Source organism: Chitinophaga agrisoli (assembly GCF_008386695.1).
GTDB lineage: Bacteria > Bacteroidota > Bacteroidia > Chitinophagales > Chitinophagaceae > Chitinophaga > Chitinophaga agrisoli.
The window spans coordinates 1730424-1743152 of record NZ_VUOC01000004.1 but is presented as its reverse complement, the minus strand read 5'-3'; the positions used below and the strand labels follow the sequence as shown (position 1 = coordinate 1743152).

The 12729-nt window shown below is 46.2% G+C and carries 12 protein-coding genes; 9 read left to right on the top strand and 3 right to left on the bottom strand.

The genetic code is table 11. The annotated features are described in order from the left end of the window. Positions 1 to 384: 384 nt before the first annotated feature. Positions 385 to 1782 carry a type III PLP-dependent enzyme domain-containing protein gene (locus F0L74_RS26075; protein ID WP_149840841.1) on the top strand — a complete coding sequence of 466 codons (1398 nt, stop codon included), beginning with the start codon at positions 385 to 387 and terminating at the stop codon, positions 1780 to 1782. 158 nt (positions 1783 to 1940) lie between these two features. Here the strand turns inward: F0L74_RS26075 and F0L74_RS26070 are convergent, their stop codons facing one another. The 3 genes from F0L74_RS26070 to F0L74_RS26060 all read right to left on the bottom strand — a co-directional run bounded on the left by F0L74_RS26070 (position 1941) and on the right by F0L74_RS26060 (position 4063). Beyond that, on the bottom strand, positions 1941 to 2420 hold the full coding sequence (locus F0L74_RS26070; RefSeq protein WP_149840840.1) for a nuclear transport factor 2 family protein: 480 nt from the start codon (positions 2418 to 2420) through the stop codon (positions 1941 to 1943). A 171-nt stretch (positions 2421 to 2591) separates the two neighbouring features. Continuing rightward, positions 2592 to 3452, bottom strand: a complete 861-nt coding sequence (locus tag F0L74_RS26065; RefSeq protein WP_149840839.1) for a hypothetical protein — start codon at positions 3450 to 3452, stop codon at positions 2592 to 2594. A 161-nt stretch (positions 3453 to 3613) separates the two neighbouring features. After that, positions 3614 to 4063 carry an Hsp20/alpha crystallin family protein gene (locus tag F0L74_RS26060; RefSeq protein ID WP_149840838.1) on the bottom strand — a complete coding sequence of 150 codons (450 nt, stop codon included), beginning with the start codon at positions 4061 to 4063 and terminating at the stop codon, positions 3614 to 3616. A gap of 256 nt (positions 4064 to 4319) precedes the next feature. On the opposite strand from F0L74_RS26060, the gene F0L74_RS26055 reads away from it, so the two are divergent. From F0L74_RS26055 to F0L74_RS26020, 8 genes are all read left to right on the top strand, one after another. Then, positions 4320 to 4733 (top strand): BrxA/BrxB family bacilliredoxin, encoded by a 414-nt coding sequence (locus F0L74_RS26055; RefSeq protein WP_149840837.1) that lies wholly within the window; start codon positions 4320 to 4322, stop codon positions 4731 to 4733. Positions 4734 to 4868: 135 nt separating this feature from the next. Then, positions 4869 to 6029, top strand: coding sequence for a prolipoprotein diacylglyceryl transferase (locus F0L74_RS26050; RefSeq protein WP_149840836.1), 1161 nt, complete (start codon positions 4869 to 4871; stop codon positions 6027 to 6029). A 6-nt stretch (positions 6030 to 6035) separates the two neighbouring features. Further along, positions 6036 to 6464 carry a hemerythrin domain-containing protein gene (locus F0L74_RS26045; protein ID WP_149840835.1) on the top strand — a complete coding sequence of 143 codons (429 nt, stop codon included), beginning with the start codon at positions 6036 to 6038 and terminating at the stop codon, positions 6462 to 6464. A gap of 546 nt (positions 6465 to 7010) precedes the next feature. Then, positions 7011 to 9482: a TonB-dependent receptor gene (locus F0L74_RS26040; protein ID WP_149840834.1), complete on the top strand. Its 2472-nt coding sequence runs from the start codon at positions 7011 to 7013 to the stop codon at positions 9480 to 9482. 212 nt (positions 9483 to 9694) lie between these two features. Further along, on the top strand, positions 9695 to 10231 hold the full coding sequence (locus tag F0L74_RS26035; protein WP_188316164.1) for an RNA polymerase sigma factor: 537 nt from the start codon (positions 9695 to 9697) through the stop codon (positions 10229 to 10231). 11 nt (positions 10232 to 10242) lie between these two features. Continuing rightward, positions 10243 to 10800 carry a hypothetical protein gene (locus tag F0L74_RS26030; RefSeq protein ID WP_149840832.1) on the top strand — a complete coding sequence of 186 codons (558 nt, stop codon included), beginning with the start codon at positions 10243 to 10245 and terminating at the stop codon, positions 10798 to 10800. After that, a complete protein-coding gene (locus tag F0L74_RS26025; protein ID WP_149840831.1) occupies positions 10784 to 11875 on the top strand; it encodes a hypothetical protein in 1092 nt (363 codons plus the stop codon). Before F0L74_RS26030 ends, F0L74_RS26025 begins: the two co-directional genes overlap by 17 nt. Before the next feature lie 69 nt (positions 11876 to 11944). After that, positions 11945 to 12670, top strand: a complete 726-nt coding sequence (locus F0L74_RS26020) for a head GIN domain-containing protein (RefSeq protein ID WP_149840830.1) — start codon at positions 11945 to 11947, stop codon at positions 12668 to 12670. Positions 12671 to 12729: the final 59 nt, after the last annotated feature.

Sequence of the window (12729 nt, the reverse complement as noted above, 5' to 3'; positions counted from 1 at the left end):
CCCGGAAGCCGGCCTTTTGATCTTACTAACCATTTGAACATGAGCCGGTTAATTGCTACCGGGGTCAGGAGGTAGCTGTGGGAATCAATAACTATTTGATATACAGATAGTTAATATCTGGTTGGCTCAATAATGCGCCAGTCAATCTCCCCGCGTTAAATTCCCTGTTACCTACTTAATATGTTGATTCGTAATTATTTACTCTTATATGACCGTTCCCCCCAAAAAGATGAAAATTTTTTGTCCCGGCAATAGAACAAAATATTTAGCTTTGCAACCAATTTTGCTGGGTTTCGAACTGACGTAGGTGTGTAAACCAGGAGTTTTCCAGCTAAGCCTGAGTTTAAATTTTATTATTAACCTAAAATTCATTCACAGATTTAGATGAACAACACCTACACGGATCTCGTGAATCAAACCTTTGAATTCCCCCAGGATGGATTTGAGGTGAAGGATAACTACCTGGAGTTTAATGGACTGGATATTAAGGCGTTGATCGATAAATATGGCACGCCGTTCAAGTTGACCTACCTGCCCAAAATTGGAATGCAGGTGAACAAGGCCAAAAAGATGTTCCAGGATGCCATTAAAAAGAACCGGTACGACGGGAATTATTATTATTGTTACTGCACCAAGAGCTCTCACTTCTCCTTTATTATGGAGGAAACGTTGAAGCATGGTGTGCATATCGAAACATCTTTCGCATACGATATTGATATTATCAATAAATTATACGAACGGAAGAAGATAAGTAAAGAGACCTTTGTAATTTGCAACGGATATAAGACCAAATCATATACCCGGGCAATATCCCGCCTTATTAACAGCGGCTTCAAGAATGTGATACCCGTGCTGGATAATAAGGAAGAGCTGGAGGAGTACCAGAAGCATGTACGCCCTAAGGAGCCGGTTAAACTCGGCCTCCGGATAGCAGCTGAAGAGGAGCCCACCTTTGACTTTTATACGTCCCGCTTAGGCATCCGCTCCCGTGATATACTGGAGTTCTATGTTGATAAGTTAAAAGGCAATGATAAGTTCGAGCTGAAAATGCTGCACTTTTTCATGAACAAAGGTATTAAGGACGATATTTACTACTGGAGCCAGTTCAACAGGGTGCTGAACCTTTACTGCCAATTGAAGAAGATCTGCCCGGAACTGGATAGTATTAATATAGGAGGAGGTTTTCCGATTAAACATTCCCTCGGTTTTGACTACGATTATAACTACATTGTAAACGAGATCGTAGCCACTATCAAGAATGTGTGTAAGAAGAACAAGGTACCCGTACCGGACATCTACACAGAATTTGGTTCTTATACAGTAGGCGAAAGCGGCGCAGTGATATACAGTGTAATAGGCGAGAAGATGCAGAACGACCGTGAGAACTGGTATATGATTGACAGCTCTTTTATTACTACACTGCCGGATACCTGGGGCATAGGGGAAAAGTTCCTGATGCTGCCCATCAACAAATGGGACCAGGAGTACCAGGAGGTGCACCTGGGAGGGCTTACCTGCGATGGGTATGACTTCTATACTTCGGAAGAGCATATCAACGCGGTGTTCCTGCCCAAGCTAAGTAATGGGGAGCCGTTGTACATCGGCTTCTTCCATACAGGCGCCTACCAGGATCAGCTAAGCGGCTATGGAGGTATTAAACACTGCCTCATCCCATCACCGAAACACGTAATTGTAGGATACGACAAAAACGGGCAGCTCAAGGATTGGCTGTATGCCAAAGAGCAGAGCGCCCAGAGTATGTTAAAGATTTTGGGTTATTAAAAAAATGGGTTAGTAATCCACCTGAAAACCCCTCCATTTTTGGAGGGGTTTACTTTTTGTAATAGTATTTTAACAAGTTCCAGGAAGGGCGCTCCTTCGGTTTAGGTTCGCTTGAGGTTCGCTTAAGATATACTTGCGCCTAAATGGTGAAAATACTATCAGTTACACTGCTTTCTCCGGGTATCTATCACGTACACGATCTTCCAGCCTTCCTCGAGTTTTACCAGTTGAAAGGAGTTTACTCCGCAATGGCTGAACTGCTGTCCCAAGTAAAATTTATAGGGCGTCCATACACTGGCCAGCTTATCATCAATAGCGATATGCCCGTATTCGATACGTTCATCCCACACGTCCGTGTGAGGCTTACCTACCGCATTAAGGAACTCCTGTAATGGTTCAGTCCGTACCGCAACCGGTTTGCCAGCCGGACTGCTGATGGTCTGCAGTACGGCGCCCGGGGCGAACGCGCCCTTTACCAGACTGCTATCGCCCTTATGCATGCCTTCAAACAATTGTCCAATGGTCTTTTTAACGGCTGCCTCCTCGCCATCCTGCAATGGGGCTGCCTTCGGCGTAGTGTTGGTGCTCCAGCAAAGCAATAAAAGGAACAAGGGGCGCAGAGAAGAAATCAGTAACATATTAAAGTAAATAATAAGTGAAAGGAATGTTAAAAATTACAACTTTTTGGTATTACGGAATAGGGAAGGGGTGACATATCTTTGTGGTCTCCAGAATTCATCCGTCTTATTTTTCCCTAACGCCTTTGAAATTTTTTCCTTAACCCATGCCATGGAATAGGCTCTTCAGCATTACTGGGGAGCTTTTTTATTTGTACCCTCTTCAAGATTGGAGTGCTGCAGCAGGCCGATGGCTGTTTCGCATTGTTTCTCTATCTCCGTAAAGCAGGCCTCCAGCAGTTCCAGATCACCTTCCAGGTAACGGGTCTTACCGGAGCGGGAAAGGCCCTTTACCAGGATGAACTGTTTGGTAAGGTTCTGGCGGATCAGGGCGGAATGTTGTTTCTGCTGCTGCATAGTGCGCCGCTGCTCCAGGATCATAATATTATGGTAATGGCGCCCCAGTACCCGGATAATGAACAGGATAAATAAGGCTGTTAGCACAGGCGCCGCCCCGTAAATGTTCTCCGTGGTGTATGCAGGGGAAGGGAATAGCACCAGGTGGCTGCTCTTAATAAAAGCTGCCAGTCCCAGGTAACCACACAACAGACTGCCCAGTAACAGGGTGGTAGTCAGGTTGGTGGTGAGATAGCAAAAGAAGATGCTCAAGATCCAGATAATGGCGTACAGCAGGGAAATGTCCTGATTATTAAGGAACGAGGACATTATAGAAAACGAAAGCGTGCTTAATGCCGCCACCGCACCGGTGGTTTGCGTGGGTACCCGCTTTTTCAGCATGGCCATGCACAGCAGGCACATAAGCAGGAAAAAGGGATAAAGTAGTAATTGTGTGGTATTTTGATAGTATAGCGTAAAGAAGATCTCCGGCAGGATAAGCAGGATGTGAAAGAAGACATAGTCAAATATCAGCTTGATATTTTGATGCTCCCGGCTGTCCGCGCTTTTTCGTAACGCAGTGCCTATCACAGCTTTCTCAACTGCGTTATAGAGTTTTCCGGCTATTGCCCACCTGTATTTGGCTTTGCGTGCCATATTAGTTTGGTTAGAAGGCAAATTATCATATTAAAATAGCATAGCCGTTAAACGTTTGTGTGAATTATATAATAGTATTTGACGGGGTATAAATGAAAAAAGTCCCGGAAGATAACCTCCAGGACTTGACAAAATCCACTAAATCTATTGATCCTTAACACTTAAGCAACTGTGATGGACTTGCTTTTAGGTAAATCCTGCTCTTTCTTAGGCAGTTGTACCTGCAGCACTCCATTTTCATATTTAGCCTGGATCTTTTCAGCATCTACTGTTTCGTCAAGGCTAAAAGAGCGTTTGAAGGAGCGGAAGCTGAATTCACGACGGATCTGCTTCTGGTCTTCATTTTTCTGTTCTGCTTTCTTTTCGGCGCTGATGGTCAGCACGTTGTTCTCCAGGTTAATTTTGAAGTCTTCCTTAGACCAGCCGGGCACTAATATATCCAGTGCATAAGTTTCTTTGGATTCCTGGATGTTTACCGGGGGATAGGTACCAAAGAAATCGTTGGTCAGCACATCGTCTTTCCATACGCGGGCGGTATTATTAAATACTTCGTCGATTAAGCCGCCAAATGTTCTGTGTGCAGGGTGATGATTAAATTTTACGAGTGTCATAGCTTATAAAGTTTTTTTGGTTTGACTGAGTTATTTGTTTTTGTTCGTCAACGCCTGAACATAATCAAATGGAATACCATGGCATAAAAAGAGAAAAATTGCCAGTATTTGCCCTAGGGGTCGTGACACTATGTCTTATTTTAACTGATTTATATGACAAAAAGTCTTTTTGGAATGATTGTTTTAAAAAGTGGAGCGATATAATTAACTTTGTGGGATCAAAAATTCCTAAAAAACAAGTAAAAATTATAGAGATATGTATCCTGCGGAATTAGTAATGCCAATGAAGGCAGAGTTAACAGATAATGGCTTTGAAGAACTGCTGACCCCTCAGGCAGTAGATGACACATTGAAGAAAGAAGGTACTACGCTGGTAGTGATCAATTCTGTATGCGGCTGCTCCGCTGGCACTGCCCGTCCGGGTGTATTGCTGGCTGTAGCGCACAGCGAAAAGAAACCTGATCGTCTTGCCACCAGTTTTGCAGGTTTTGATATGGCGGCTGTACAACAGCTCCGTTCGCACCTGTTACCTTACCCGCCCTCTTCTCCCTCTATCGCACTATTTAAGAACGGCGAGCTGGTACATTTCATTGAGCGTCACATGATAGAAGGCCGTCCTGCGCAGATGATTGCCGCTAATCTTGCAGACGCTTTTGAGCAGTACTGCTAAAAATTCCCTTCCTCTTAACAGGGGGAATTTGGAAATTGCGATTTTTACAGCTTACTTTGGTGGTTTGATTTTCCTTTTGATTAATTCGGCTTTGTTCATAGGAAAACTCAGATCACCAAATTTTTTATAGCCATTATGTATCCTAATTTATATTACGCGTTTAAAGACCTGTTCGGCGCTGAACTCCCTTTCCTGAAAATCTTCCAGACATTTGGTTTCTTCGTAGCAATCGCTTTCCTGGCGGCTGCCTACGTATTGACCGTTGAATTGAGGAGACGGGAGCGCCTGGGCTGGTTACAAGGCGTACAGGAAACCATTGAGACCGGGAAGGCGGCTACTGCTCCTGAACTGGTATGGAATGGCGTGCTGGGTTTTCTCCTGGGATTTAAGGTCATAGGCGCTTTATTGGATTGGGGCACAGTATCCCAGGATGTACAGGGATTTGTGATGTCCGGCCAGGGTAACTGGATTGCCGGTATTGTACTGGGCGCGGGGCTGGTTTGGTTGAAATATAATGATAAGAAGAAGAAAGCCACCGCCGCTCCTAAAAAAGAGACGATCGTGGTAATGCCTCATCAGCGGGTACCGGATTTTACCGTTATGGCGGCGATAGCCGGTTTGATAGGCGCCAAAATATTCCATAACCTGGAGAACTGGAACGATTTTGTCCAGGATCCCTGGGGCTCCCTGATCTCTTTCAGCGGTCTTACGTTTTATGGCGGGTTAATAGTGGCGGCTATTGTTATTATAAGATACGCTAATAAAAAACACATCAACACTTTTCACCTGATAGATAGCGCGGCTCCCGCACTGATGCTGGCCTATGGCGTAGGTCGTATGGGGTGCCACTTTGCCGGCGACGGTGACTGGGGTATTAATAACCCCCGTCCTAATCCTTTTTCCTGGCTGCCCAACTGGGCCTGGGCCTATAACTATCCTCATAACGTAGTGAACGAGGGTATTCCTATTCCAGGCTGTGATGGTAAGTATTGCCATATGCTGGCGGTACCCGTATATCCTACGGCGTTATATGAGATCATTGTCTGCATTTTATTGTTCCTTGTATTATGGAGCATCCGTAAGAAGATCACCATCCCGGGCGTTATCTTCGGCATCTACCTGATGCTTAACGGTATTGAAAGATTCTTTATTGAAAAAATAAGGGTGAACACCCGGTATAGTATTTTCGGTTTCCATCCTACACAGGCAGAGATCATTTCCTCCCTGATGGTAATAGGAGGGGCAGTGCTCATCTGGTACAGCCGTAAAGTCTATTCTGCAAAAACCACTTCCTGATCTCCTATGTATCGACATCCTGCTTTAGTGCCATTGTCGCATGAACATCAGCGCCTGTTATTTGTATGCCGTTACCTGAAAAAAGATGCGGCGGCTTATGAAGGTTTTCCACTGGAAACGCAGGCTAAACTGGCGTATATCGTAAAAGTTTTCCAGGAAGTAATGGTGCCGCATATCCAGAAAGAAGAATATCTCTTTGAGTCCTGCGCTGGTAAAGACGCCGAACTGGATGCCCTTATACAGGAGCTTACCGCGGAGCACCAGCAGATCTCCCGCATGTACAGCGCGCTTACGGAAAATACAGACCTCGAGGATGCCATGGACCAACTGGCCCGCAGCCTGGAAGAGCATATCCGTAAGGAAGAACGCCTACTGTTTGAGCTGTTGCAGCAGAAACAGGCCGGGTGGCTGGATCGCATTAGCTGGGAAAACTAATGTGCTCATGCGTGTGCGCAGATGAAGTCCTTATTTAGCCGTCATTGATATAATTGCCTTGTGAGGTATTTACCGGTGTACAGGGCCTATTGAGGAGGCTGTAAGCCTGCGCTGATCAGCGTAATAACACGTTCGTACCCGTTTTCACCGGTTATTTTTACCGGAACCTACCAATTTGCCGCCACTTACCGGCTAAAACCTCCATTTCACCTAAAATGCTTTGTCCCTCAGGGAGGGCAGGGATACCTTTGACTCGTCAATAACAGGAAAAAGAATTGCCAAACAGTAGCCAATGATTAACGGGATCAGTTGATCAGCCAGAGCGTAAAGCAGAAACCTTGCAACTTATGTAGTGTTCAATCGTCTTTTTAAATGTTCCGGATCAGTTTTTTTACCAATCGTCCCCATTTAGCTACCGTTTGTGTAAAACTATGTACTATGCAATGCATAATACCTACCTTTACACTGTAGTTGTCAAAGAAAGGTTCTATATATCTAAACAAACTATTGTTCGAAAGAAATTTACACTTATAAATCCGTCCTTATATGAAACAGTTAATCGCACTGTTTACCTTCTGTAGCATCACCGTCAGTGCCCTGAAACCAGCTTTTGCACAAAATTCGTTACCGGTTAAATTAAACGGGCAGGTAACGCAGGCCGGCAATAAACCGGTAGAATTTGCCACTGTTACCCTGTTAAAGGCAAAAGATTCCTCTTTAGTAAAAGGCGCCATTGCTGATGTGAATGGCCGCTATGAGTTTGAGAATATTAAACAGGGCCGGTACCTGGTTGCCGCCGCATATGTTGGCATGACCCGGGAATTCAGCAAACCGTTTGAAGTAACCGGCGCTAACGCTACAATGGAAGTAGCGCCCGTTACACTGGCCGTAGACGCCAAAAATCTGAAAGAAGTGAACGTAACCGCCAAGAAGCCCTTTATAGAACAACGTGCAGATAAAATGGTGGTGAATGTGGAGAACAGTATAGTAGCCGCCGGCGGAACTGCCATGGAAGTGCTGCAGAAATCTCCCGGCGTTACCGTAGATAAAGATGATAACATCTCCCTGAAAGGAAAAAACGGCGTGATCATCATGTTAGATGGCAAGCCTACCAATATGAGTCCCCAGGATGTTGCCCAGCTGCTGAAAAATATGTCAAGTAACAACGTTGAGCAGATAGAGCTCATCGCCAATCCTTCCGCCAAGTACGACGCAGCGGGCAACGCCGGGATCATTAACATCAAACTGAAAAAGAACAAGAACTACGGTACTAACGGTAGTATTAACCTGGGCGCCGGTCATGGCCGTTCCCCCATCTATAATGGAGGGTTGACCCTGAACCACCGCAATGGTAAAGTGAACCTGTTTGGTAATTATAACTACAACCACCGTGAGAATGATGAGCGCCTGGGGATCTACCGCACCGGTAATACTGACGGTAAACTCAACGTGTTCGACCAGTATAACCTGATGAAGAACAAGTCAGATTACCACTCCGCTAAAGCAGGCCTGGATTACTTCCTCAGCAAAAACCACACAATAGGCGTAATGGTGGATGCCTCTTTCAATAACTGGGGCAGCCCCGGTACCGCCACTACCTCCATTGGCGATGGCAAAAAGATCGATTCAACACTGATCACCCGCACAGAGAACGCTTCCGACTGGAACAGGGTGGCCTATAATATCAACTATAAAGGAGTACTGGATACCACCGGTAAGGAGCTGAATATAGACCTGGACTATGCCAGGAACAGGTCTAGCCAGGAGTCTAATATCTTTGCCTCCACCTGGGCCAGCACCGGTAAGGAGTACCTGCGCGGCGATACTTCCCGCAACCTTACACCCTCTACCATTGATATTAAGACCATCAAGGCAGATTATACCCATCCGCTGAAAAACCAGGCTAAGTTTGAAGCCGGCTTTAAGATCAGCTTTGTGGAAACGGATAATGACGCCCGTTTTGACTCCCTGCGCCAGACCAAATGGGTGTATGATGTTAACCGCTCCAATCACTTTATATATAAGGAGAATATCAATGCGGGTTATATCAACTTCCATAAACAGTTCAAGAAAATAGGTATCCAAGCGGGCCTGCGTGGTGAGCAAAGCCATGTAAAAGGCAATTCCCTTACGCTGGACCGGGTTACAGATACTACTTATTTTAACCTGTTTCCCAGTGTATTCGTGAGCTACGCTGCCAGTAAGAACCACCAGCTGGGCTTCTCCTACAGCCGCAGGATCCAGCGCCCCAGTTACGAAGACCTGAACCCGTTCGAATACTATCTGGACCGTTATACGATCGCTGCCGGCAACCCGTACCTGCGCCCCCAGTATTCCAACAACTTCGAGATCACACATACGTTTAAGCAGTTCCTGATCACTTCCTTAGGATATGCCCATACCACCAATATGATCACCCGTATCGTGGAGGCAGGTAAGGACCCGGTTACCGGCGACAGCACCGTGCTGCGGTATAAGTTCCTGAACGTGGCCAAGTCCGACAATTTTAACCTGAACATCTCCATGCCGCTACCCATTACAAAGTGGTGGAGCAGCTTCACCAACCTGTCCGGCAACTATAGCAAGTACCAGACCGTGGTGAACAACAGCCAGGTAAACCTGGATGCATTTGGTTTCTTTGGCCGCACCCAGCACACCTTTACCCTGCCCAAAGGCTTCTCAACAGAAGCGGTGTTCTTCTATGTATCTCCCCAGATCTCCCAGGAAGGCCTGTTTAAGATGAAAGCGATGTATGGCCTGGACCTGGGTATTCAGAAGCAGATACTGAACAAAAAGGGCACTATCAAGCTGAGCATGAGCGATGTGTTTAATAATCAACGTTTTCAGGGCACATTTGACAATGCCGGCTATTATACCCGGGTAATGAGCAAATGGGAAAGCCAGCAGGTGCGCCTCAATTTCACGTATCGCTTTGGTAACACCAACGTAAAAGCCGCCCGCGCCCGTAAAACCGGTCTTGAAGACGAGCAGAACCGCGTGAAGCAGGGAGGGAACTAATAAATAATTGGTTGACAGTCAGTGGTTCCGGCCTTTCATCCACCCCCAACTGCCCGCTGTCAGCTATCAAAGCCTACTGGTTTTTTAGGTATATATAAGGATGGAAGAAGCGCGGCTCAGTAGGCCGCGTTTCTCTTTTCAGGATTTTTTTAGAAAAGCATGCAACCTTTTCACACCTTATCGTCTTTATAATGCAAGCATTAACCAATAACTTGAATCCAACGCCCGTAACAGACCAACTGGTGGCCCGCTGTAAAAAGGGAGACGTACGCGCTTTTCGCGAGTTGTACGATGCTTATTCCACCGCGATGTATAATATCTGTCTGAGAATGACAGGTAATGTAAGCGATGCGGAAGATACCCTGCAGGAGGCCTTTATACAGGTGTTCGGTAATATTCAGCGGTTAGAGCAGGCAGGCAGTATAACTGCCTGGATCAAGCGTATCGTGGTGAACCATTGTTTAAGCCACCTGCGCCGCAAGAAAGTATACTTTGAAGAAGTGGAGGAAATAGAGGTAGAGGAGGAGCAGAGCGTAGATGAGGCAGGTTTCAGCGGTACCGTGCAAGCTGTAAAGGAAGCTATTGCAGCATTACCGGTAGGGTATAAGACGGTATTGAACCTCTACCTGTTTGAAGAATACTCCCATAGGGAGATCGCCAACATGCTGGATATTTCGGAGTCTACCGTAAAGACCCAGTATATGCGGGCAAAGGAAAAGGTAAGACAAATGGTAAAGGAAAGGATATAAAAAACGTATCGATGTCTGAAAAGAACCTGGAAGATTTTATCCGGCAGCACCGGGCCGGTTTTGAGGAGGAGGGGCCCAGCCCCCGGGTGTGGAAAGGCCTCGAGCAGCAGCTGAAGGCCCAGCAGCGCCCGGCTGGTGTGGTGCACATGCTGAAGCGCCATTGGCTCAAAGCAGCTGCCGTATTAGTGTTGGTAGTGAACAGTGTAATGATATATCAGTTCCTGCAATTTAAAAAGCAGCAGCAGGACCTGGGAACGATAGCGCCGGAATTACAGGAGGCCAGGGTGTATTATACCTCCCAAATAGAACAGCGGCTGGATGATATACGCAAGTATCCGCCAGAAGCCCTGGGGCTGGACAGCACCGCCCGTAAAGAGCTGGAATTGCGCAACGATACCTACGATATGCTGGAAAAGGAGCTGCAGGCCAATCCCGGCAACGAACGTATCCGCTCCGCTATGGTCCGTTATTACCAGCTAAAGCTGGACCTATTAGACAAAATATTGGAAGAACTGCAGGCAAAGCAGCCCGCAACCAAAACATTCAATCATCATGAGCGTGAAATCTAACCTTCTACTCCTTTTATTATTGCCTGTGTGGGCCTTTGCCCACCAGGGAGATTCCGAGTTCAAACGTACGGTAACGAAGGAGTTTACAGTGAACAACAAAGCTAATTTTACGGTATCTAACAAATACGGCAAGATCATCGTACACACCTGGCCCAAGAACCGGATAAAGGCTACCGTTATTATTACAGGATTTGGTAAGAACAATTCTGAAGCACAGGAAATAGCCAATGGAGTAGATATACAAAGCAATGCCGATGCTGGTAATGTGACCATGCAGACCAATTACAGTGCCAGCGGCGGTAGTAAATGGTTTCCCTGGGGAAGCAACCGCAAGGATTCCAAGGATTATGTGAACATAGATTATGAGTTGTATGTGCCCAGCAGCCTGGAGCTGCTTACGCTGGAAAACAACTTTGGCGATGTGATAACAGATGCACTGCCATTTGCTGCCAAGATGCGCCTGAACTACTGTTTCTACGCTATCCGCGAAGCGGCCAAAACGCTGGAGCTGGATATGAACTATTGCAGCAAAGGCAAGATAGATAAGGCCGGTAATCTGATCATAAAAGCCAACTACTCTGATATACGCTGCGATGAAGCAACGAGTATGGATGTGAAGTCAAATTACTCAGACTATACACTGGGCTCCCTGGGTTCGCTGGTAGCAAAATCGAACTACAGCGATTATAAAATAAGGCAGTTGGGCAGTATTGAAACAAACTCCAATTACAGCGATTTCAACGTGACCAATTTGAGTGAAAGCACGGATCTGAGGCTGGTGTATGGGGATTTTAAAGCCAAAGAAGTAGCGGTTGGATATAAGGGCGGAAAGGTGGATCTGACCTATAGTGATCTGAAGCTGCCTATCTCTCCTAAAACGGCGTTACGCATCATGGTGAATTTAAATAACGGTGATCTGGAAATAGATGGGCTGCCGGTGAAGAATGTGATGTCCATCAAAAAGAACACAAGCTTATCATACACTGCCACTACTGCCAGTGGGAACGATCAATCGCCACAGCTTACGATCAATGGTAAGCAGAGTGATGTGGATCTGGAAGCGCATGATAATTAATAACGAACGGCCATTCTAAAACTTTTCTTATACAACAACATTAATTACAGACTCTAAAAATCTAACGTCATGAAAAAAAATGCATGGTACCTATACATTCCGTTACTGGCCTCCATCCTGGTGTTATCCTCCTTTATCCAGCACGAGCGCATCAAGGGTAATGGCGATGTGAAGCAGGAAGACCGTCAAGCCGGCAAGTTCAAAGATATTGGTACCTCTGGTGAATTTAAAGTATACATCACGCAGGGCAATACGCACACTATAAAGGTAGAGGCTGAGAGCAACCTGTTACCTTATATCGAGACCAAGATAGACGGCGACGAACTGGAAGTACGCGTGAAGAAAGGATATGAGATCAAAGGCACCAAACCTATCAATATCTATGTAACCATGCAGGAGATCAATGAACTGGCTGCCAGTGGCGCCGGTGGTTTTTACAGCAGAAGCAAGCTCAAGACCGATGAGCTGGAGCTGGCGGTAAGCGGCGCAGCAGATGCTGACCTGGATGTGGATGCCCGGGAGGTGAAAGTATCTGTTTCCGGCGCAGCCAATGTAAAGCTGAAAGGCAGCGCTTCCGAAGCGGACTACGCCGTATCCGGCAAGGCAGATATCGCGGCCTTTGACCTGCAGTCCAATGATGTGAAGGTAGGGATCTCCGGCAGCGCTAATGCCAGTGTAAATGCCCAGAAGAAACTTGAGATCGGCGTGTCCGGGATGGGCAATGTAAAGTATAAAGGTAATCCTTCCGTTTCCCAGTCTGTTTCCGGAATGGGTAAAGTATCCAAAGAAGGATAAAGACGTTAGTCCTCCGTTGGTTTTAACCGGCAGAGCCGTTGGATAACAAGTTTAATATT